The organism is Citreimonas salinaria, from assembly GCF_900107235.1.
Taxonomy (GTDB): Bacteria; Pseudomonadota; Alphaproteobacteria; order Rhodobacterales; family Rhodobacteraceae; genus Citreimonas; species Citreimonas salinaria.
Genome location: NZ_FNPF01000004.1, coordinates 111,913 through 131,875 on the forward strand (window position 1 = coordinate 111,913; position 19,963 = coordinate 131,875).

The 19,963-nt window shown below is 64.6% G+C and carries 31 protein-coding genes; 4 read left to right on the top strand and 27 right to left on the bottom strand.

From position 1 onward, the window contains the following. Nucleotides 1-8: 8 nt before the first annotated feature. The 5 genes from BLW27_RS06545 to BLW27_RS06565 form a co-directional block, all read right to left on the bottom strand. On the bottom strand, nucleotides 9-572 hold the full coding sequence (locus BLW27_RS06545) for a MerR family transcriptional regulator (RefSeq protein ID WP_089881161.1): 564 nt from the start codon (nucleotides 570-572) through the stop codon (nucleotides 9-11). A gap of 152 nt (nucleotides 573-724) precedes the next feature. Further along, nucleotides 725-931 carry a hypothetical protein gene (locus BLW27_RS06550; RefSeq protein WP_089881164.1) on the bottom strand — a complete coding sequence of 69 codons (207 nt, stop codon included), beginning with the start codon at nucleotides 929-931 and terminating at the stop codon, nucleotides 725-727. Beyond that, entirely contained in the window at nucleotides 928-1,143 is a 216-nt protein-coding gene (locus BLW27_RS06555) for a hypothetical protein (RefSeq protein WP_089881167.1), read from the bottom strand. The genes BLW27_RS06550 and BLW27_RS06555 overlap by 4 nt, the downstream gene beginning before the upstream one ends. Beyond that, entirely contained in the window at nucleotides 1,133-1,414 is a 282-nt protein-coding gene (locus BLW27_RS06560; protein WP_089881170.1) for a hypothetical protein, read from the bottom strand. Before BLW27_RS06560 ends, BLW27_RS06555 begins: the two co-directional genes overlap by 11 nt. Before the next feature lie 52 nt (nucleotides 1,415-1,466). Beyond that, nucleotides 1,467-1,622 (bottom strand): Arc family DNA-binding protein, encoded by a 156-nt coding sequence (locus BLW27_RS06565; protein ID WP_089881171.1) that lies wholly within the window; start codon nucleotides 1,620-1,622, stop codon nucleotides 1,467-1,469. A gap of 97 nt (nucleotides 1,623-1,719) precedes the next feature. On the opposite strand from BLW27_RS06565, the gene BLW27_RS06570 reads away from it, so the two are divergent. Beyond that, a complete protein-coding gene (locus BLW27_RS06570) occupies nucleotides 1,720-2,034 on the top strand; it encodes an Arc family DNA-binding protein (RefSeq protein ID WP_089881174.1) in 315 nt (104 codons plus the stop codon). Nucleotides 2,035-2,281: 247 nt separating this feature from the next. Then, nucleotides 2,282-2,788, top strand: a complete 507-nt coding sequence (locus tag BLW27_RS06575) for a hypothetical protein (protein WP_143042214.1) — start codon at nucleotides 2,282-2,284, stop codon at nucleotides 2,786-2,788. Here BLW27_RS06575 and BLW27_RS06580 read toward each other — a convergent pair. The 21 genes from BLW27_RS06580 to BLW27_RS20635 all read right to left on the bottom strand — a co-directional run bounded on the left by BLW27_RS06580 (nucleotide 2,785) and on the right by BLW27_RS20635 (nucleotide 16,245). Next, the gene (locus BLW27_RS06580) at nucleotides 2,785-3,114 is read right to left on the bottom strand and encodes a phage tail assembly chaperone (protein WP_089881180.1); all 330 of its coding nucleotides are present in this window, start codon (nucleotides 3,112-3,114) and stop codon (nucleotides 2,785-2,787) included. The genes BLW27_RS06575 and BLW27_RS06580 overlap by 4 nt on opposite strands. Further along, nucleotides 3,111-5,405 (bottom strand): hypothetical protein, encoded by a 2,295-nt coding sequence (locus BLW27_RS06585; protein ID WP_177177840.1) that lies wholly within the window; start codon nucleotides 5,403-5,405, stop codon nucleotides 3,111-3,113. Before BLW27_RS06585 ends, BLW27_RS06580 begins: the two co-directional genes overlap by 4 nt. Nucleotides 5,406-5,414: 9 nt before the next feature. After that, complete coding sequence (locus BLW27_RS06590; RefSeq protein WP_089881183.1) at nucleotides 5,415-7,022, bottom strand: terminase large subunit; 1,608 nt, start codon at nucleotides 7,020-7,022, stop codon at nucleotides 5,415-5,417. Continuing rightward, complete coding sequence (locus tag BLW27_RS06595; protein ID WP_089881186.1) at nucleotides 7,000-7,398, bottom strand: phage terminase small subunit P27 family; 399 nt, start codon at nucleotides 7,396-7,398, stop codon at nucleotides 7,000-7,002. Before BLW27_RS06595 ends, BLW27_RS06590 begins: the two co-directional genes overlap by 23 nt. After that, nucleotides 7,395-7,712, bottom strand: coding sequence for a phage head closure protein (locus tag BLW27_RS06600; RefSeq protein ID WP_089881188.1), 318 nt, complete (start codon nucleotides 7,710-7,712; stop codon nucleotides 7,395-7,397). The genes BLW27_RS06595 and BLW27_RS06600 overlap by 4 nt, the downstream gene beginning before the upstream one ends. Beyond that, nucleotides 7,709-8,122, bottom strand: coding sequence for a DUF3168 domain-containing protein (locus tag BLW27_RS06605; RefSeq protein WP_089881192.1), 414 nt, complete (start codon nucleotides 8,120-8,122; stop codon nucleotides 7,709-7,711). The genes BLW27_RS06600 and BLW27_RS06605 overlap by 4 nt, the downstream gene beginning before the upstream one ends. After that, nucleotides 8,122-8,532 carry an HK97-gp10 family putative phage morphogenesis protein gene (locus tag BLW27_RS06610; RefSeq protein ID WP_089881195.1) on the bottom strand — a complete coding sequence of 137 codons (411 nt, stop codon included), beginning with the start codon at nucleotides 8,530-8,532 and terminating at the stop codon, nucleotides 8,122-8,124. The genes BLW27_RS06605 and BLW27_RS06610 overlap by 1 nt, the downstream gene beginning before the upstream one ends. After that, on the bottom strand, nucleotides 8,532-8,843 hold the full coding sequence (locus BLW27_RS06615; protein ID WP_089881196.1) for a head-tail connector protein: 312 nt from the start codon (nucleotides 8,841-8,843) through the stop codon (nucleotides 8,532-8,534). The genes BLW27_RS06610 and BLW27_RS06615 overlap by 1 nt, the downstream gene beginning before the upstream one ends. A gap of 9 nt (nucleotides 8,844-8,852) precedes the next feature. Beyond that, nucleotides 8,853-9,338, bottom strand: coding sequence for a hypothetical protein (locus tag BLW27_RS06620; RefSeq protein ID WP_089881199.1), 486 nt, complete (start codon nucleotides 9,336-9,338; stop codon nucleotides 8,853-8,855). A gap of 5 nt (nucleotides 9,339-9,343) precedes the next feature. Beyond that, entirely contained in the window at nucleotides 9,344-9,622 is a 279-nt protein-coding gene (locus tag BLW27_RS06625) for an HNH endonuclease (RefSeq protein WP_245710799.1), read from the bottom strand. Nucleotides 9,623-9,704: 82 nt separating this feature from the next. Next, a complete protein-coding gene (locus BLW27_RS06630) occupies nucleotides 9,705-10,091 on the bottom strand; it encodes a hypothetical protein (RefSeq protein ID WP_089881206.1) in 387 nt (128 codons plus the stop codon). 12 nt (nucleotides 10,092-10,103) lie between these two features. Then, nucleotides 10,104-11,273 carry a phage major capsid protein gene (locus tag BLW27_RS06635; protein WP_089881209.1) on the bottom strand — a complete coding sequence of 390 codons (1,170 nt, stop codon included), beginning with the start codon at nucleotides 11,271-11,273 and terminating at the stop codon, nucleotides 10,104-10,106. 3 nt (nucleotides 11,274-11,276) lie between these two features. Then, nucleotides 11,277-11,780 (bottom strand): HK97 family phage prohead protease, encoded by a 504-nt coding sequence (locus tag BLW27_RS06640; RefSeq protein ID WP_089881212.1) that lies wholly within the window; start codon nucleotides 11,778-11,780, stop codon nucleotides 11,277-11,279. Continuing rightward, complete coding sequence (locus BLW27_RS06645) at nucleotides 11,780-12,169, bottom strand: hypothetical protein (protein ID WP_089881215.1); 390 nt, start codon at nucleotides 12,167-12,169, stop codon at nucleotides 11,780-11,782. Before BLW27_RS06645 ends, BLW27_RS06640 begins: the two co-directional genes overlap by 1 nt. Further along, nucleotides 12,159-13,349 (bottom strand): phage portal protein, encoded by a 1,191-nt coding sequence (locus BLW27_RS06650; protein ID WP_089881218.1) that lies wholly within the window; start codon nucleotides 13,347-13,349, stop codon nucleotides 12,159-12,161. Before BLW27_RS06650 ends, BLW27_RS06645 begins: the two co-directional genes overlap by 11 nt. A 193-nt stretch (nucleotides 13,350-13,542) precedes the next feature. Further along, entirely contained in the window at nucleotides 13,543-13,926 is a 384-nt protein-coding gene (locus tag BLW27_RS06655) for a hypothetical protein (protein ID WP_089881221.1), read from the bottom strand. Next, on the bottom strand, nucleotides 13,919-14,500 hold the full coding sequence (locus BLW27_RS06660) for a Panacea domain-containing protein (protein ID WP_177177841.1): 582 nt from the start codon (nucleotides 14,498-14,500) through the stop codon (nucleotides 13,919-13,921). The genes BLW27_RS06655 and BLW27_RS06660 overlap by 8 nt, the downstream gene beginning before the upstream one ends. A gap of 148 nt (nucleotides 14,501-14,648) precedes the next feature. After that, nucleotides 14,649-14,945 (bottom strand): hypothetical protein, encoded by a 297-nt coding sequence (locus tag BLW27_RS06665; protein ID WP_089881227.1) that lies wholly within the window; start codon nucleotides 14,943-14,945, stop codon nucleotides 14,649-14,651. Nucleotides 14,946-14,947: 2 nt separating this feature from the next. Further along, nucleotides 14,948-15,175: a DNA-binding protein gene (locus BLW27_RS06670; RefSeq protein ID WP_089881230.1), complete on the bottom strand. Its 228-nt coding sequence runs from the start codon at nucleotides 15,173-15,175 to the stop codon at nucleotides 14,948-14,950. Nucleotides 15,176-15,679: 504 nt separating this feature from the next. After that, nucleotides 15,680-15,922, bottom strand: a complete 243-nt coding sequence (locus BLW27_RS06675) for a hypothetical protein (protein WP_089881232.1) — start codon at nucleotides 15,920-15,922, stop codon at nucleotides 15,680-15,682. Next, a complete protein-coding gene (locus tag BLW27_RS20635) occupies nucleotides 15,919-16,245 on the bottom strand; it encodes a hypothetical protein (protein ID WP_143042215.1) in 327 nt (108 codons plus the stop codon). The genes BLW27_RS06675 and BLW27_RS20635 overlap by 4 nt, the downstream gene beginning before the upstream one ends. Nucleotides 16,246-17,068: 823 nt before the next feature. Between BLW27_RS20635 and BLW27_RS21660 the strand changes: the two genes are divergently transcribed. Both BLW27_RS21660 and BLW27_RS06685 read left to right on the top strand, forming a co-directional pair. After that, nucleotides 17,069-17,473, top strand: coding sequence for a hypothetical protein (locus tag BLW27_RS21660; protein WP_245710800.1), 405 nt, complete (start codon nucleotides 17,069-17,071; stop codon nucleotides 17,471-17,473). Nucleotides 17,474-17,505: 32 nt separating this feature from the next. Then, nucleotides 17,506-18,318: a glycosyltransferase family 25 protein gene (locus BLW27_RS06685; RefSeq protein ID WP_143042216.1), complete on the top strand. Its 813-nt coding sequence runs from the start codon at nucleotides 17,506-17,508 to the stop codon at nucleotides 18,316-18,318. Between the two features lie 410 nt (nucleotides 18,319-18,728). Here the strand turns inward: BLW27_RS06685 and BLW27_RS06690 are convergent, their stop codons facing one another. Beyond that, on the bottom strand, nucleotides 18,729-19,844 hold the full coding sequence (locus BLW27_RS06690) for a sensor histidine kinase (protein WP_177177843.1): 1,116 nt from the start codon (nucleotides 19,842-19,844) through the stop codon (nucleotides 18,729-18,731). Nucleotides 19,845-19,963 lie beyond the last annotated feature (119 nt).

A 19,963-nucleotide genomic window follows, 5' to 3' on the forward strand; every position in this document is an offset into this window, starting at 1 on the left:
GTTGCCGGTCAGGGGGCCGTCACCTCGACATCGAAGCGGATGATCGGCAGGGGGGAGAGCTTCGCGATCCGATGGGCGAGCAAGTCGTGGGCCAAAGCGATCCCGTAGAAATTGCCGCTCATGCCCATGATCCGCTCGCCATCCGCCAGATTGCGGAGTCGAGCCGCGCTCGCGCCTTCCTCGTCTTCGGGCAGCGCCACGAAGGTGAACTGCTCATCGCCAGATGCGCCCCTGACGTGGGCGCCCCTGATCCGCTCCATCTGCTCGGCGGATAGCTGATCGCCGGTGAAGACCGCCACGCCGTCCCAGCGCACCAGTTCGTCGATGACGGGCAACACCGCTAGGTTGGAAACAGACTCAGCGGTTTCGAGGGAAATGCCGCTCTGGGTAAACGCGCGCATCACGGTCATGCGGATCACGTCAGAAAGGTCGTACTTATTCCAGCCGTCCGTGCGACCCTTGATAACGTCACGCCGTCGCCAGTCCCGTTGCAGCGAAGTCGAGACGCCGGAAACGCGTGCGACTTCGCTCGGGGAGTATTCGTGCTCGATAGTCCTGACGGAATATTTCATCGCTTTCGCCTCCTGCCTTACCGTGTGAGATACCACGGAAAGCAGAGCGTGGCAAGACACACGGTTCAGACGAGGCGCCGGCCCGTAGGTGTTGCCATGACGGCAACACCCTCCGGTTGGTGGCGATGAGGCAGGCGGCGTAGCCAGACGCACTATGCCGCCTCTTTCTGCGCTGCCTTCTCATTCAACTCGATGCTGTCGATCACCGAGGCCATCAGTTCCCCGGCGAGGCCCAGCACCGTTGCCGTGCCTGTCCAGTCTACGCCGCTTGTCTCGTTCTCTTCGGCCAGCATGGCGCAGCGCAGCAGCGCGTAGACCTGATAGGCGCGGTGGCTGGGGTCGTTCATCTTCTCATTCATGCCGCGTCCTTTCGCGCCTGATCTGCAGCTTCGACCACCGGCAGAAGATCAATCAGGATGTGGATGACGTGTTCGATGCCGGAATCCTGGCAATAGGATTGACCGAAGATCTTCTCCGCATTCAGGGCGGTGTCGCCGGCTAGGTAGTGAGCCTGCAGGATGCCGATCGCAGCGAAGAGGCGGTCCTGCGATGTTTCGTCTTCAAGCGCCATGGTGAAACCCCTTCATCTCCATCTTGTCGAGTTCGCCGTTGATCCGATTTGCTTCCGCGATGATCCGCTCGAACATCGGCGGCATTGCGTTTGCGGCCCGGCGCGCTACCGGGTTGTCGGAGCGCACCAAGCCTCCGTCGACAGTGTCGGACAGGACGGACGCTCCTTCGATCAGACCGACCAGCATCGTCATGTCATGCGACAGGGCGTAGATGCGGGAGCGCAAGTCAGGGGCGCAGGTGGCGGTCGGCTTCATCGCTTCGGCGGGCATGGCGGGATCGTTCCCGCAAACGGGTTCATTAAGCATTGTGCTTCCTCTGGTTTCAGGTGGCGGCTTGATCTTCGATGCGCTCCATGCGGTCGCGGACCGCCCGGATCACTTCGCTGTTCTGCGAGCTGCCGTTCTTCTGTGACTGCGCCTTGATCCAGGCTTTCATCTCTGGCGGCAGGCGGAGCTGCATTGGTTTTCGGTCCAGCATCATCGTCTCCCAAGTCACCGTGACACCATATGTCACCGTGACGCCATTGTGGTCAAGCGAAACTTGCTGTCACCGTGCTATAAAAATTGGAGGCATCATGGCAGGCACTACTGGAAGAGACAGCGACAAGTTCATGTTGCGCCTCCCAGCGGGTATGCGCGAGCGCATCAAGGCCTCTGCTGAAGAGAACAACCGGTCGATGAACGCCGAGATCGTCCACGCGCTGGATTTCTATTTTGCTTTCGACAACCTTGGCCCGTCAGATGAGAACGGAACGGCGCCACTTGATCCACCTCAGGCTGTGAGAACCTCTGACGATGCGTCGAAAGTCGCTGCCGCGATGGCGAGGCGATACCAGCGCGACCTAGAGTTGGCGATGATCCGGATGCTACGCGAAGAGGCCGATGAATGAGGCCCTAGTAGAATTCATCCTGGAAGTTGGTGGCGAAGCTGTCTCGCAGATGACGCGGCGCCCGCGCTAAGCGAAACGATTATCGCTACCTGTCCCCCCGTTACTACCTAAAGAAGTATCAAAAACCTCAAACCGTGTATCGCTTTTGTGGAACCCACATTTTCGATACTGAACTCGATATTTTCGTTACATCGAAACCGTCTCGCCGCAAGGTGCGACGATCGAAAATAAGAATCAGAGGGACAGAATGAAGAGTGTTGTTTTCGCGGGACTGCTCGCAATGGTAACCGCGGGTTGCGCGGGCAGAGTGATTGAAACCACCGTGCCGTTCAATCCGAACGAGGTTGCCTTCATCAATCAGCGCGGTGCGGCGGATATCGAGGGTCAGGCCTTCTTTCGGCAGCAGGGCGGCGGCGTCGTCACCTGCGCAGGGGAAGAGGTCACCCTTGTCCCGGCCGGGCAATACGCGACACAGCGTATGTCGCAGATCTATGGAAACGTGAATGGTGGCCGCATCAACGTGTTCCAGGGCGCGAGCCAAGAAGGCCTTCCGCCTCAATACGTCTCGATGGTGCGCTCATCGATGTGCGACGCTGAGGGCGACTTCAGGTTCGCGGACGTCGCCAACGGTGACTATTACGTCACCACCAGGGTTCTTTGGACCGTCGGGAATAGCATCATTCCAGAGGGTGGCGCGCTTGCGCAGCGCGTGTCCATCCGCAACGGTCAGGATGCGAGAGTACTCCTGAACTAACCCAGCACGGCATCGAACGCAGCGGGCGACAGCGTACCCGATACGCGCTGTCGCTCCTCGCGCCGGTAGGCGTGCTCCATCCAGACTCGATCCATCGCCGTCAGCGCCTCGACGTGGTGCGGGTCCAGCGGCATCCGCATCAGCGACGACCAGGCGGCGATCTCCGGGAAGCCGATCGGGTTCGGCCCCACGGGTCCGCTGGAGCGCACGCGGCTGAGCTGCATGAAGGCGTTCCAGAGGATGGCGGCACCCTCGGGCGGCCTGACATGCTGGCCTTCCAGCTGGGCGCGCAGGGCGGCGCAGAGGCGGTCTGACAGGCGGCTCATGTCATCGTCCCCCGCTGCTGGAAGCGTTGCGACTGAGATCCGTGAGCGCGGGTCTGAGCGCGTGCGGTCTGGACCGAGACCTGCACGGCTTGCTGATGGCTTTCCGCCCGGATGGCCGGCTTGAAGAACGGCCCCTCCTGTCCCTCGACGATCAGCTTGACCGTCGTCGGACCGCCGCCGCCGGCCCCTGCCGCTCCTCTAAGCGCGGCCTGCGCTTGGGGCACGTTCAGAACGCCGCCGGACTGGCTGGGCACGAACACCTCGGACCGCGGCGTGCGCTCGTTGACCAGGTAAGCGGAACCCGCACGCACCGGGCCGCCAGTGGCGCGACCGCCTGACAGCAGGCCACCCAGGGCCGCGACGAATCCGCCGCCTGCGCCGCTATCTGCGAGACCCAGAAAGGCCTTTTGGATCTGGACGCGGGCAAGCTCCATCAGCAGCTGCGCGAGCGCCTCCTTTGCGTCCATGCTGCCATCCATGATGCTCATGAAGAGGTCGGTCATCCGGTCCGCGCCGCGCTGCGCGTTCTCCTCCATCTCCAGCAGGTGATCCGCCGCGTCATCGGCCGCCACCCCGGCTTGCGTGTAGGCCGCTGCCAGCTGGTCGATCTCAGCCTTCAGCTCGGGCGTTATCGCCTTGCCTTCCTTCTGAGCCGCCATCAGCAGCTCGGCACGGGTGCGGGCGTATTCGACGGCATCGCCGTAGTCCTGGCCACCCGCCGCGACCGCCGCCAGGGCAACCGCCTCAGCCTCCAGCCTCGCCGTCTTCTCGCGGATCGCCTCGATCTCGCGCTGGTAATCGTCGGCGGTCTGGCGCGAGCCTCCGCCGCCGCCGCCGCCGGTCTCCTCGGGGTCGGGCACGCCGAAGCTGTGATTGACGCTGGGCAGCCGGGGACGTGGGGAATCTCCGGGTGCCAGCGCGCCGCTGCGCCCGCCCTGGAAGATGCGCGGGTCGCTACCCCGCCCGCTGTAGACCTTCGTCGGCGTGTCCGGCGTGGGCAGGCTGTCGCGCAGTGTGGCAGCGTTTGCCGCCGCCGTGGCCAAGGCCTTCGCCATCCCTCCGATGGCCTCGACAACGTTCCCGAACCGCTGTGCGTCTACGGCGTCCAGTTCCGCGATCAGATCCTGCGCCTCTCCGATCAGGTCTCCGACCTTCTCCTCGAACTCACCCGCGCTGGTGGCCCCCGTCTGGAAGGCGCGCATTTCTCTGTCGATGTCCTGCAGGATGCCGGCCAGCTCGTGCGCCTCGTCGACGTCGGCCACGTCCATCAGCCGCAATCCGTCCGGCCCGGTGGCCGCGTTGATCGCGCGGAACAGCCCCTCATACGTCGTCTGCAGATCTTCGACCGTGTCGATCTGCTCCTCAGTGGCGTCGTCAGCGTCCTTCATCGCCCGGTAGGCTTCGCCGCCCATCATGGCGATGGCCCGCTCGGCCGATCCGAAGATCTCGTCGACGTCGATCGTCAGCGCGTCCTCGATCGCGCCGGCCACGTTGACCACGATGGACTTGCCCAGGGCCGACACGCGCGAGGCGATCTCGGCGAACTTGCGGTCGAGTTCCGCCGCCTTGGCGATGGCCTCCTCGTCCAGCACGAGGCCCAGCTCGTTGGCGCGGTCCATCAGCTTGCGGATGCCCTCGTCGCCTTGGCTCAGAAGCTCGACGAACCGTTCCCCGCCCGTGCCGCCGAACACCTCGTCGGCGATCCGGATCTGCGCAGCGCGGTCGAGGTCTTCGAGGCGATCCACGATGTCGAGGAACAGCTCCTCGGGTTCCTCCAGGCGGCGCGCCAGGTCGCGCGCGTCATAGCCCAGCCGCTTGAACGCGTCGGCACCCGCGCCCTTGCCGGTCACGATGAACTCGTCCGCGCGCAACTGCAGCTCCTTCAGGCCGTCGACCATGTTGTCGATACCGATCCGGCTCTGCTCCGAGACGAACTGCAGCTGCTGAAAGGCCTGTACGCTGAGGCCGGCGCGGTCGGCCTGTTGCTTGATCTCGGCCATGGAGCGGATCGCCTGCACCGCGCCGGTGGTGATCGCGCCGATGCCTGCCGCTACCGCCGTTGCCGCGAAGGCCTTGCCGAAGGCGCCGATGCGGCTGGATGTCGAGGCGAGGGCCTGGTTGATCCGGCTGGTCGAGCGGATCATGTCCCGCTCCATCGCCGTCGTGGTCGTGCGTGAGCCGCGGCGCAGGCGCTGATAGCTGTTCGTGCCCTGCCGCTCGGCCTTGGCCATGTTGCGCTCGAAGTCCCGGATGCGGGCCTCCAGAGCGACGATCAGGCGTTCTTCGTCCATTGCGGCCTCCTATGCCGTCCAAAGGTCGTCGGTGAACCAATCGGCCGCCGTGACCATGCCGTTCTCGTCAGCGGCAGCACGTGCCACGGCCATTGCCGCCGCGACCGCGCCGTCGATCTTGTCGCCGCTCTTGCCCTTGTGGAAACTGCGGTTGCCCGCCGGATCGACGCGCAGCTGGATGTTCGAGAAGTTCCAGCGCAGCACCGGGTGGCCACCGTGCTTGAACCGCCCGGCGAGGATGGCCCGCTCGAGTTCCTTCACCGCCGGCGCCATCGTCACCCAGCCCTGCCGAAACTCGGTGACCGGGAAGCCGTCGTCGTTCAGGCTGGCCATCATGTGGCGGCCGTAGGTCGGGTCGAACGCGATCTCGCGCACGGAATGGCGGGCGCACAGTTCGCGAATGTGGTCCTCGACCGCGGCGAGATCGACCACGTTGCCGGGCGTGGGGATGATGAATCCCTCCTCCGCCCAGGTGACGTAATCCACGCCGTGCAGCTCGCCCCGCTTGCGCAGGTTGTCCTCGGGGCAGAAGAAGTACGGCTTGACCTGATAGCCCTCGTCGCCGTCCCGCCAGCACGCCACCACGGCCGTGAGGTCTTCGTTCTTCGACAGGTCGACCCCGATCCAGCATGGCTCCTGCACCATCTCCAGCTCGTCCTCGTCCACCTCGTGCGCGCCCTCGTCATAGGTGCGCATCTCGACGAACGGCGAGGTCGACTGGTCGAGCCAGCGATTGAGGTTGAACTGAAGGAAGCTGTCCCGCTCGAACGGGCTGTGTTCGGCCTTCTGCGCCTTGTCCCGGAAGCCCATGATGTCGGGGTATCCGTGGCGCAGGCCGGGGTTCACCTTGAACCAGAGATCCTCGTCGGACCAGTCGTCGCCCGGCTCGGCCATGAAGATCACGGGCAGCGTGGCCGGATCGTCGATCTCGCCCTTCTGCACCTTGATCGCGTACTCGACCTGGTTCCACGCGAGGTTTTCCTGCCCGCGCCCCGAGGTGCTGGCGATGATCATCAGCGTACCGGGCACCTTCACCAGCGCGGAATCCAGCGCCTCCCATTGGCGCAGGCCTGCGCGGCCCTCCCATGCGTGCAGCTCGTCGGCGATCACCACGTTCGGCGTCTTGCCGTGCTGAACCTTGCCGTCCGAGGCCACGGCCACGTAGCGCGCGCCGATGCTCTTGAAGGCGATGCGCGAGACGTATTCGCGGACGCTGAGATGCTTCGACAGCCGCCGGTCGTGCTGGATGATCATCGCGGCCTCCTGGAACAGCTCCATCGCCTGCTCACGCGCGGACGCCGCCGACAGGGTAAGCCCGCCGGGGATGCGCTCAGGGCCGATCAGGTGCAGAAGCGTCAGGCCGGCGGCGAGGCTGGTCTTGCGGTTGCCCCTTGGCAGCAGCAACACGACACGGCGCACGACGCGCGTGCCGTCCTCGTGGCGCGGGCCATAGATCCGGCGCACGATCCGCTCCTGCCATGGGTCGAGCTGGAACGGGTGGCCAGGCGCCGGGTTCTTCGGATGCTTCAGGCGGCGCAGCCATTTGACCGCGCGTTCGCCATAGCCCAGCGGGTCCTCGATCTCCGATCCGTCATCAATCCAAGTCGGCGAGATCATCCTCGTCCTCCTCGTCTCGGATGGCGGGACGGGAGCGGGAGACGGGCGTCAGCCCCAGCTCGGCCGCCAGGAGCCGCGCGCGGGTCATCGCGTCGGACTGGATGCCTACGGCCGGGTTGCGCTTCATCTTGCCTTCGATGTCCTGCATGACGTGGCCGTGCTCCTGCAGGTGCGCTTCCATCTCGCGCACCGTGCCTATGGCGATGCAGTAGTTCTCCAGGCCTCCGAGGTCCGCGTCGGTCAGGATGCGGCGTTCGGTCAGGATCGGCATCACCCGATCCCATTCGGCCCGCGCGTGCATGGACAGCCATCCCGGCGCGGCAAGGTTAGCCACGGCCTCGGGGTCCGGACTCATGTGCGGCTTCGTGCCTCTCATGGCTCCACCCGGGTGCAGTGGAACTCCAGCCCGCGCCGCCGGCCGATGTGGACGATCTTGTCGATGTCGTACGCTTCCCCGTCGAAGCTGATCCGGTCGTTGTCGGTGATGTCTGGGGCGAACCGGGTGCAGAACACGATGGCGGTGACGGTGGTCTCGCCCGCATTGCGCAGGAACTCTTCGGCGCTTTCCTCGACCACCTCGGCGCGCAGCGTGGCAACCTTCGACCACGTGCTGGTGGGCGTGCCGGCGTCGTTGACCACCACGGCCGCGCGCTGGACCTCGATCACGTGTGCGAGCTTGCCGGACTTCATGCGACCTCCTCGACCAGTACGTCGACCACGAGGACTGCATGGGCGCTTTCGCCATCGGGATCGGACATCGCGCGGATGCTGGACACGCGCCAATCGGCGCAGTGATATCCGGCGCCAAGGTCGAGGCGGCCGGCATGAATGGCGCTGCGGACGGCCCCGGCAATGGTCTTCACGCCCTCCCGCGAGACTTCGGTCTTCCAGACGTGCAGCGTGTGATAGACGCGGGACCGGGTGCGCGCGATGCTGTCGCCCTGATCGACCACCTGCGCCTCGCCCAGGATGATGCTCGGGCGCGGCGCAGGGCGGCCATTCGTGTCGATGATGCTTGTGGCGGGCACGAGGGCTGTGACGGTAGATGTGGCCGCCAGGCGGGCGCGGATCGCCTTCTGCACGGCAAGGTCAACGCTCATCAGCGCGCCTCCTTGATGGCCTTCGAGATGGCCCGCTTGATCCGGTTCTCGGCCTTCTTCCGCGCCAGTCGGAAGCCGGGCCAGAAGAAGGGCTGCGCGGTCGCGTGAATGGTCCCGTATTCCACGAGGTGGGGATAGCGCACGTCAGTGTTGCCGACCGTCACCGCGACCTGGTTCTCGGGCACGAAGTGGGCGCCGCCGGGCATGGAATAGGGCGGCGTGCTGCGACCGGGCAGCGTGACTTCGATCGAGCCGACCAAGTCGCCCGTGTCTTCAGGCGCGAGCATCTCCATGGCCTCGGCGATCTCATAGCCGCCCTGCACAAGAGCCGGCTCGACAGCCTTGCGGGCCGCCTCGGGGATCGCCCTCATGCGCCGCTGGAAGCGTTTCAGGCCGCCGTCGTTCGCCATCAGAACGTGAACTCCCGGTACTCGGTGATCATCTCGCGCACGCCGAAAGGCGCCTCACGGGATGCCTCCCCCGCTGTCTCGCGGTTCTCGTACCACCACGCGGCAAGCTGGCTGACCGCCTCGACCAGGAGCGGCGGGATCGGGTCCTGGTCTACGCCGCCGAACGTCTCCTCGATCTTGAAGCCGAGAAGCCGCTCGACGTGGTTCTGCGCCGCGTGGATCTTCCGATCCAGAAGCGCGTCGTCCACCGACCCGATGTCGTCGGTGAACGAAAGCTGCTCCTTGATCTCCTGGAGGGTGACGATCGCCATGGATCAGCCTCAGACGGCCGGCTCGGCCGCGGCCACGCGCACGATGTTGCTGTTCACCCAGAGCGAGATATTCAGCTTCATCACGTTGTTGGCGGTGTCGAGTTGCTCGGTCACCGCGCCGACCTGGGCGACGAAGTACCGCTCGGACGGCGTGCCGCCGGTGGGCGCATCGTCGAAGGTGATCTTGAACGCGTATTCCTTGTCGGTCTTCTCGGCCGCGATGGCGGCGAGTTGACCGGCGTCGGCGTAGTCCATGCCGCACACGATCTCCATCGTACCGGCGCTCCGAAGGCCCTTCATCCGGCGGGTGCGGGAATAGCCGAGGCTCTCGAACGGGACTTCCTGTGCTGTGTCGCCGAACGATCCGAGGCTCTCGACCTCCATGATCTCGGTCCAGGTGACGCCGGAGAAGTCCGCGACCGCGAAGTCGGCGGATTGTGCGGCCAGTTCCCCACCGATGTGGATCTTTGCGCCAGCCGTAGCGAATACGGGCATGCTAGTTACCTCGCGAGGTTGCGGCGCTCTTCACGTTGCTTGGCGCCGGAGTGACAGGGTTTGCAGAGGGATTGCAGATTGGTCGGATCAAGCCGCCGCTCGGGCGCCTTGGATCGTGGGATGATGTGGTCGACCTCGGCCGCCTGGGCACCGCACCGGATGCACCACGGGTGATGCTTGAGGTGATCGAGGCGCAGGCGCCGCCAGTCGGCCCCCAGCCCGCGCGCGGATGCGCTGGGACGGGTCTTGTCGAACCGGGCCTTGCGAGCGGCGTCCCGTGCCATCTCACAAGCGCACCGCGTCCCTGCAGCGACACGATGGCCGCAGGCGCAGAGGCGTGGTGACTTGCCGGGCACGGGATCATCCTCAGCTCACGGGCGCGTCAGCCGGGTTGCCCTTCACGATCACCGCGCCGGCAGCGATCGAGGTGCCGCCGTTCTTGGTGATGACCGTGCGGACGTACCGCTTGTGGCCGATGTAACCGACCTTCACGACGCTGTCGGCGGCGAGGCTGGCGGGGAACGTGCCCACCAGGTGAGCCGCCGCCACGTCGGTGAAGTCGCCCGCCGTGGTCGTGTCGCTCTCCTGCAGCTTGGCAGTGAAGTCGCCGGCCGAGACGATGGCGCCGGTGTTGATCACCAGCGCAGCGCTGTTGAAGCCGAGAAGGTCGATCGCGGCGGAGGTGTTGGCGGCGCTCAGAACCTGCGGTGCGACCGCCTGAACCGGGCCGATATTGGATGCGATGTCACGCATGGGTCATTCTCCTCAGCTGGTCGACATCTTGAGTTTGCGGAAGCGTGCGGCCTGTAGGACGCGGCCACCGACGCGGCGGGTGGCGTGCATCCGGGTCACGCCCTTGCGCGCCTGGGTGTACGGGTCGGACAGGATCGACATCGCGAGGCGATCCACGATCCGGTAGGCCGAGAAGTCGCCGAAGATGATCGGGAACGTGCCGGATGCCACGTCGGGCATGTCGACGATCTCGATCACCGGGCGGCCCAGGATCGTCTCGGGCTGGCCCGCTGCATAGCTGGGCTGCCAGAGGAACCGGCCGTCGGCATCCTTCAGCTTGCGGATCGTGGCGAGCGTGGTGCCGTTCAGGCCCCAGGTGCCCGCGTTCCGGTACATCGCCGGCAGCGCGTACATCAGGTCGATCAGCTTGTCGGGGTCGATCGCGCTGGTCGAGCCGTTGACCGTCGCGGCGATCTCGGCGTTCGTCATCAGGCCCTCGGGCTGTCCTGCGCCGGTGCCGTTGACGAAGGCGGTGCCTTCCTTCTTGCCGAAGTCTTCAGCCAGCGCGAGCCGCACCTCTGCCTCGGCCGCGCCGCCGCTATCGGACAGCAGCTCGTTCGAGATGTCGGTGAAGGTGGTCAGCTTGTGCGGGATCACTTCGAGCTGCCCGAAGCTGGGCGCGCTCTCTTCCGATTCCTCGGCCTCGCCTTCCCACTGCGCATTCGTGATGCCGGTGCGCTTGGGATATTTCACCGACGAGCTGGTGATGCCGCGCACGCTGGCCACGGACCGGATCGGGGAGACCTCGACCAGGTCGCGGACGAACTCCGTCGACATCTCGGCCGGCGCCAGATAGCCCGCCTGCGGATCGCTCGACACGGTCAGCGCCTTGATCTCGTCGGGCGGGGTCTGGTTGCCCAGGCGCAGATAGGTGCCGAACGCCTTGCGCTCGACCTGGGCCGACTCGTCGGCATCGCCGTCGCCGCCATCCTTCGCGCGGTTGGCCTTGGCTTCGATCTTGTCGAGGCGGTCTTCGAGCTTGGACGTGTCGGCCTTCTTCTCGATCTCTTCCAGCCGCTCGTTCACGGTCTTGGTCAGATCTCCGATGGCCTTGGTGACGATGTCGTTGGGATCGTCCTCGCCGCCGTCCTTGAGGGTCAGGGCCGTGCTGCCGCGCAGCTCGGTCGTCTTCAGATGTCGCATGGGTTACCTCTTTGCGAGCTGCGCCGCGGCGCGTTGCAGTTGGGCGGCGAGGCTGAGCGCCTGTACCGCTGTCTTGGCCGACGTCACGCGGGCGCCGGGATGCATGGGAATGGTCACGAGGCTGGCCTCGAGAAGTTCGAGCTGCGAGATCGAGCGACCACCGCGCGGCCGTTTCGCCGCCTTGATGGTACGGAAGCCGATCGAGATGCCGCGCACGGCGCCGGAGCGGACCAGGGCGGCCACCTCTCGGGCGCGCGGGACGTCATCCACCAGCAGGCGGCCCTTGACGTGCAGGCCGTCGTCACGCTCGTCTGCGGTGTCCCACGTGCCGATCGGGTCGTTCTGGTCATGGCCGAAGAGCATGGGCAGCGGCATCGCCGTGCCGGTGAAGGCACCCTTGACGATCATGTCGCCGATGCGGTCGGGCTCTGCATACTTCCACGCCAGCCCCTCGACGGTGCCGTCGTCGGACGCGTGGATCTTTGTTTCGAGAAAGACGCGGTCCATCAGTCGGCCCTCCGGAAGGCTGCGCGGTCCGAGGCGAAGGCGTCGATCTGCGCCTGCACCCAGCTTGCGGCCTTCAGCAGGCGCACGGCGTTTGCGTGGGTGAACGAGACCGGGTTGCCGTCTTCGCGGACTTCCCAGTCGAGGATGCAGCGCGCGAGGCTGTCGATCCGGGCCGCTTCGCGCTGCTCTGCCGTCACGCGGCCCTCGGCATCGGCCACCGCGGACAGGTCGTCGGCGAGCTGCAGGCGGGCCTTGTTCTGGGTCACGCTGTCAGGCCCGGCCAGCTTCACCCGGATGCCGGTCGCCTTGCCCGTCACAGGGTCGGCCAGATCGAACCAATGGCCGCGCTCCTGGTCGGCAGAGAAGGCGCGGATCTCGTCAAGCTGCATCGTCGGCCTCCCCGCCGCTGGTCGTGATGTTCGGGTTCAGGAACTGGTCGCCGCCGGTGCGGGGCGTCAGGCCCAGCCACGCGCGGGCTTCGTTCGGGTTGATGACCTGCGAGGCGATCAGGCTGTTGATCACCGTCGAGCGGGTCGAGAGGTCGGCCCGGGTCAGGTCGTCACGGTCGAAGCGGATCACGTACTCGGCCCGCTCCTCGTCGGTGAACAGCGCCCGGCGCAGGGCGCCCTCGGTCGCGCGCAGCCAAGGCTCCAGCGTGTAGGACAGGAACTCGCGGCCCATCTGCTCGGTGTTGCTCCAGGTCGCGCGGTCGTGGTCGTAGAGCATCGAAGGCGGCACGCGGAACACGCGGGCGATTTCGAGGATCTGGAACTTGCGGTTTTCGAGGAACTGCGCGTCGGTCGAGCTGAAGGTGAACGGCACGAAGTCGGCGTCGTCGAACAGGATTGCCGTCTGCCCGTTCGCATCGGTGCCTTCGTGGGTGGCCCGCCAGGCGGCGCGTGCGGCTTTCACCGCGGCCTCGCCCATGCCCTTCGGGAACTTGAGCGCACCAGACGGTCGGGCGCCGCGTCCGAAGAGCTGCGCCGCGTGCCTGTCCAGCGACAGGGCAACCCCGATGGCTTCGCGTGCGAGGCTCAGGGGTGCGCGTCCGAACGGGCTGCGAAGATGGATCATCGATGTCGACGGCACCGCCCGCGTGTCGATCTTGTAGCGCGGCTCGCCGGTCGTCTCGTCGAACTGCACGTCGATCACGCCGCGGCGGTAGCGGATCAGCTCGGCGATGCGGCCCGCACCCACGCGGTTGACGTAGACGGTGCCGCCCTTGTCGTCGCTCAGCGCGTCGATCACGAGGTCGCGGATCAGGCTGAAGCCGTCCGTCCAGTCGTTCGCCTGGTCGCGCAGGAGCGTGCGCACCGGGTGATCGGGAACGTCGATCTCGGTGCCGTCCTCGGTCACGCGCTTGACGTGGATGTCGAGCGTGGCCACCGCCTCAGAGATAACGCGGATCGCGGACCCGACAGCCGGGACGCGCAGGGCCGCGTCGGGCGTGACGGTGACGCCGCCGGTCGAGGTCGGGGTGATGCCGAAGATCGCATAGAGGTCGTCGCCGGGTTCGGCGAGCCCCTTCGTCTCGGTCGCGGGCTGGGCTTTGGGTTTGAACGGCCACATGCCGCCAAGTATCCAGCACGCGCGCCGCTACGGGTAGATTGCAGACCGCAGGTAACCGTTGGAAATCGTAGGTAATCGTGAGGGCGGATTGCCTATTTCATGCAAATCTCGCGCCGTGTTCCCCGCGCCGGTCCCCAAGGGCGGCCCAAAGTTCAGGACCACCCCCGGGTCGGGTTATGCGACAGCGATCAGATCAGAACAAGCTTTCCAGCGCCGCGACGACAAAGCGCTTTTCGGGAGCGGTGAGAACCTTGGTATCACGAGCAAATGCAGCCAGAACCCCCGCGACATCGCCAGAGATCTTGCCTACTTTCTCCGCTTTGAAGAGCTTAAGCTTATCCTCACCGATACGGGTAATGTTGGTGAACGAGACGATGGACTCTGACGTCCGTGACTCTGGCAGGCCCGGTATTTCGCCATCTTCGAAAACGCAGTCGCCTCGATATCCAGTCTCAGAGTTTACGAACAGGAACGCAAGCCGTGGCCCGCCATGCTCGTCGTAGCCCACGCAAAGATGGTACTTTGGCTTCCCGACGGTGGAACTGTGGAAGCGGACGACATCGCCCACTTCAAACATAGGCAGACTGTTCCGCTAGAAGCTGTGCCCGGTCGAAGTTGGGCTCATCGAACAACAAGCCGAGCTTCATATCATAGGCGGCACGCCCACCATCTTCACGCCAAGCATCTACATACGCAGGATCTTCATGCGTAAGCCTTCGAACTTGCCCAAAACCCAACCGCAACACCGTGGTCAGCGCATCATCAAGGGCTTCAGTATCGCTCTCCGACAGCCATTCTTCGACATCTATCGCGCCCCGCCTGGGGGTGTAGAACTTCTTGCCTTTCTTCCCCTGCGTCCACGTCCAAGGCAGAGATCCAAACCCGTGCTCACGTACTGCCCTCTCATTCCCCTTCAGGAAGTCGTAAGCTAAGCTGGGCACGGGACCATGCTCCATAGCCTTGTAGTTATCGTACGTGATCGGACGACCCCACTCATTCAAATGAGATCGGTCAGCAAGGAACAACGTCTTGACGAGGTCGTACTGCGTCAGGGGAAGACGACGACGACGTTCAGCCGCAAGCAGCGAATGATAGATCGCTGCCCTGATCCGCCCCGCGTTTGGCGTCATGATGTCGACGTGATCGGTCATAATGCTCTCCATACACGGTTCAGATATTCGCTGAACGTCACTATAGCAATAAGAACGCGCGAAAGTGAGTTCCTTTCCGCCTGTCCTAAGAGCACCTACTTAGCGCGGGCCGTCGTGGTTACTGTCTGCCGTCTTACGTCCTCCAGTGTCACGCCATCGCGTCCATCTCGGCCAGCCCTTCGCGCACCGCATTCATGGCAGCTTCGATGATGACCGGCTTGGCCGCACTGATGAAGCTGAAGTCCCGCGATGGGCACCAGACCTTGATCTCGCCCTGGTGCTTCACGAGGCGCACGTTCTGAACCCGGATCGGATAGGCCAGCACTGTGAACGTGGCGAGGAGCTGCGCGTTCGATGCCTCCATCTTCATCGGCGGCACGTTGATGGACAGGTTGGCGATGCGCGGGTTCAGGGCGGGCATCTCGTGGGTGTTCGTGTCGGTCATGGTCATTTGCTCCTTAGCCATGCGTTTAGTTCTCCCCGGAAGGCGAAGTAGCTCCCGCCGTCGGGTCGGTAGATCGGGCAGTCCGGCAGCCGCGCCAGCCGCCGTGCTTTGTCGATCGAGATGCCAAGCGCCGCAGCGATGGCGGGCAGGCCCCAGAGTTTCTCCGGGCCGGCTGCGATGGCGTCGAAGCGCCAGGGGTCGAGGGGTGGATGTGTCGCTGTCCGTGTCACTGCTCGTCTCCTTCTTCGCTTATAGGTCAATACTATTTACCTTTACCATATAGGCGCACTCCTCCACCCGCTCCTTCCCCCCGCCTATGCGAACAGGTTCTTGACCTGCTCAGGGGAAAGGCCCTGCGCCTCCTCGATCCGTATCCACGCGATGCCCGTGTCGTGGGCCAGTCGCTTCCCCCTGAGGTTCTCACTCAGCCCGCCCTTCGCAGCTCTGCGCCGGTGCGGTCCCCGATCGGATCATCTCGCGATGAACAGGGCCGAAGCCCCCGCCGGTGGGATTTAGTTGTCGCGCTTCTGAGCGTCCTGACAGGGGCCGGTGTCGCTCGGGTCGGGTGATGTCCCCGGATCGTCATTGCCCGCCGATCTCGCTCGACGGTCAAAGGCGCGGATGGAGCGAAGCCCCTGACGTGATGTGCCCCGTGGTCGGGTATGCTCGTCGTCAGGAGGCTCCAAGTGACTACCTGCCGTGCCGGAGCCATCCGACAGCGGCACGACAGGCCATCACTCGATGACGGAAAGGTCCTCCCCGTGGTCGGCACCGTAAGCGAACAGGTCGGACACCAGGTCGCGCATGATGTGCAGTTGCTTGGGAGACGGACGCCAGCCGCGGCGGCGGGACTGGCGAACGATGGAAAGGGCGAAGGACTTGGCCCAGCCGGTCGACGCGCTCTCGGCAACAACCGGCATGTGGAAGACCAGACGCTCCAGCTCTTCCTGACGGATCGGGGGGCGATGCATGTTCATATCAGCACCTCCCCAGCGCTGACGCCGAAGACGGCCATGCTCGCGATGCGGTAGGCGTGGTCCTCTTCCAAGCCGAGGAGCGCAGCGTAGGCGATGCTCGCGCGCTCTTCTTCGCTCAGGCGAGCGGCAAGGATGATGGCGAGACCGACTGCACGTTCCCCGGACACGCCCAGCGTCAGGAAGTTCCGGATTGCATTTGCGACCCGGTTGCGGCTATCTTTGGCGGGACGATTTGCGTTGTCATCTGCACAGTCAGCCCCGGTTGCGCCCGCCAGCGCGCCGGGGTTTTGCTTTGCCGGAACCCCGTCCGACCAGTTGGGCAAACGTAGATTTTCCCCAACGATCTCAATGGGGGGATTAGTGCAGGTCGGGCAATCTACTGCGCTGATATGGTTGGCAGTATTCGCGTCCTGCCGGGATCGCCATATTCAGGAAATGCTTCATTTCAAATGCCTTGCTGAGTAGTGATCACTGTTGGGTGGTGCATGGGACGCCACAGAGGGACTCCACCGAAGAGTATCTTGCCATACATCGAACAGTTGATGGGAGCGGGCACTGCCTACCGGCTCCGTATGAAAACCCCGAAGAGCCTCAGTGGGCCGCCAAACCCATTGACGAAGGGCAGCTGTTCGGTGCGCGGATTACCAGGTCCATGGTCGGCGAAAGGCACCTGCCGACAGCTAGGAAGCTCCAAGACATCTACATGGCGGAGGTCCGCAAGCCGAGAACGAGTATCACGCCCGTCAACTTTACAGCTTGGATCGAGCCGCGCTAAAGCCAAAAGCCGTGAGGACGGAGGAAGACTGGATCTTCGTTCGCGATCTCGTCTACGCGGAAGCTGAGAGGGCACCGTAGGAAAATTGCAAGGCGTTCGTGAAGGTGGCCACGGCAACGACCCTGCCTTTATCGAAGGCGCTGGCTGGCACAGTATCTGGACGCGGGCTGCCGGTCTTGAGGCGCAAGAACGCGACTTGACGGCGGCAGGCTGCTCGCAAACCGTGCGCGCGCAGGTTTCCTCCGACGATAGGGGCCGCCGGAACACTTGGCAGGGGCGCTAGACTGGCTGCGCGAGGGAGACACATTGGTCGCGGCGAGGCTCGACCGTCTCGCCGTTCGGTTGCCCATCTGGTCGAGATCCTGGACCAGATGGAGGCCAAGGGGCATCCCTTCGCATCTCGCTATGGGTATCGACACGGGCACGCCTACGGCCATCTGATGCTGGCCATTCCAGGCGGTGCTGCCGAGTTCGAGCGTGCCATCATGCTTGAGCGGCATCGTGAGGGAATTGCCAAGGCGAAGGCGGAAAGGCGGTACAACGGTCGCAAGCCGACTGCGCGTGCCAAGGCTGACGAAGTGCTATCCTCGCACGCCAAGGGGGTACGAGCGACCGAGATCGCGCGCCGCGTCGGTACTGGCCGCGCCAGTGTCTACCCGCATTCTCGACGGCACCAAGGCCTCTGCGGGCGCGCAGTGAGCCTTGAAGCGGGCGTCAGATGGGTCCTTGCGGATCGACTTGAACGAGTGTTGAGGCTAAGCACAAGCTCACGGTAACAGCGCTGGGGTTTTTCTTCCTGCAGCCATGCGTGATCTGGCTTCCTGCTGCTCTTGTTCCGCGAATTATGGAGTGCTGTGTGGTGTTCATTCAAGTTATCAACCTCGACCGAAGCGAGGAACGCATGGCGGCCATCGGCGCGGCGCTTGAGCGCGAGGGGGTCGCGTATTCGCGCCTTCCAGCGACCGATGGACGGTCCTTGTCAGCGTCCGACCGAATACTTTATTCCGCCTCCCGGTCAATACTCTACACGGGCCGACGTCTGAAGGACTCGGAAATCGGCTGCTACATTTCTCACGTTCGTGCGGCCAATGCGTTCTTGGCGAGTGGCGACAACCTGGGGCTGGTGCTGGAGGACGATGTCAAGCTGCCGAGCGACTTCTCTTCGCGATTGCAGCGCCTCCGCGAAATAGTTGACGAGATGGAGGCGGGGAGTTGGGAAGTCGGAAACCTCGGAAAAGCCCCCACGCCGAAATACCGCAAGCATGTCGGTACCCTCGACGCGGAACACGAAGTCGTCAGGGCCTACAGGTTCCCGATCAGGGCGAGCGCCGTCCTGTGGACGCGTCAGGGAGCGGCCCGATTTGTTGCGGAGGCCTACCCGATCGCAGCGCCGGTCGATGTGAAGATCCAGGTGCTGGCGACTCTGAGCGGAAAAGGCGTGGCCACCGTTCCTGAGTTGATTCCGACCAGCGGTGCGGTGAGCGATATCGACCCGACAGGCGGTCCCCGGAAGGGGCAAACCCGAACCGGTCTCTCTCTACCGGCGGCGGCGATGAAGATTAGGCAAGGTGTCTTACGCCGAGTGGCGCGCCGGAACATGCGGAAAGCGGGCACGGCGTAGAGGAAGGATAGGCCTTCCTGCTCGAACGCTGCTGCGCGAACCAAAGCGGGGGCTAGTGAAGCGCTGACTGCGTCCATGAGTATGCCGGTTCGCAGCTGGGTTCCGGTGCGAAAACAGCGCCGAGAGAACGTCAGGAGGCCTTGCTGTGGCGACTGTCAAAAAGCAGGATGGCGCGCCCTGCGGACGGAAACCATTCGCAAGGCACGCACACGGAAGCCCGTGCTGGCAAGAAGTTCTCGAAATGCCCCCCACGCCACGTCGACGGACCACCATCTGCCATGGATCGTGCATTATTGTGATCATTGGTTTGCATTTGCGGTCTGAGAGAAGAACCCCCCTCCTGCCGGCGTCGCCACCGCGGTGGTTGACCTTCGTGCCCAGCCGCAAGCGCCAGCGCGGCCAGCGGGTCCTCACTTGAGCGGTACGCGGAGCTGGTAGATCACGCCGTCCGGATGGTAGTCGAGCTCGGCTTCGCCGTCCATTTCGCGGCCCACGACGCGTTGCAGCAGGAGCGATCCGAAGCCGCTGCGATCGGGCCGTCTGACCTCGGGGCCGCCGAACTCCTGCCAGCGCACGATCAGGCGGGGCTGGTCGGCGTCGCCCTGGATGCTCCAATCCAGCTCGACATGGCCCTCCTTTACCGTCAGTGCGCCGTGTTTCGCCGCATTCGTGGCAAGTTCGTGCAGCGCCAGACCGAACATCCGGCCCTGGCGGGCGCTCATCCGCACGTCCGGCCCTTTGATGACGATCGTCTGCGATCGGCTGCTTCGGTGTGGTGCGAGGATGTCCTCGGCGATTCTGCGCGGATCGGCGGCGTCGGCGCGTACATCGAAGATAAGGCTTTCAGCCTTCGACAGCGCTTGCAGGCGGCCCAGGAAAGCGCTCCGGTAATCCTGCGCCGACCGGTTCTCCACGCTGGTTTGAGAAGCCAGTGCCTGCACGAGGCTCAGAACATTCTTGACCCGATGGCCCAGTTCGCGCGCGAGTAGCGTTTGCTCGCGGGCCCGAAGTTCGAGTTCGTCGTGCCGGCGCATCCGTTCAACCGCCATGGCGAGCAGGTTCGCATACGTGCGCAGAAAGGCGATCTCGTCCTCGTCGAAATCCCGTTCATGCTGGGCATCCACCTCGAGGACGCCGAATGGCTGCTCCTCGCCGGCGATGATGACGTTCACGACGCTCCGCACGCCGTGACGCAGGAGGAGGTCGTTGATCTGGAACCGGTCTTCCGCGGCGATGTTCCGTGACACTACCGGCTTGCCGGTAAGCAAAGCGTACCCGGCAGGCGATTCTTCATGGTCCGGCAAAGTCGCATGGCCGACGACCCCGGGCGCCCAGTTGACCCCGGCTCGCAGCAGGAAGTCTTGGCGCTCGGGCCGGTGCTCCAGAACCTTGACCAGATCCACCTCAAGGGCTTCGGACACGAGCGCTGCCGCACGGGTCAGAAGCGTGTCGAGATCGCTGCACTGGAAGGCGAACAGGCTGAAGTCGGCAAGCGCAGTACGCTGTGCACGTAGGTCGTAGGACACTGGTAGGCTTCCTGCGCATAGCGCCGCCATGGGGCAATCGCCGCCAAGGCTATCGCATGTCGCAGGTATAGACTACCGGGTCGCCTCCGGTTTCTCTCCGGGCATTCTGCCCGCTCGGT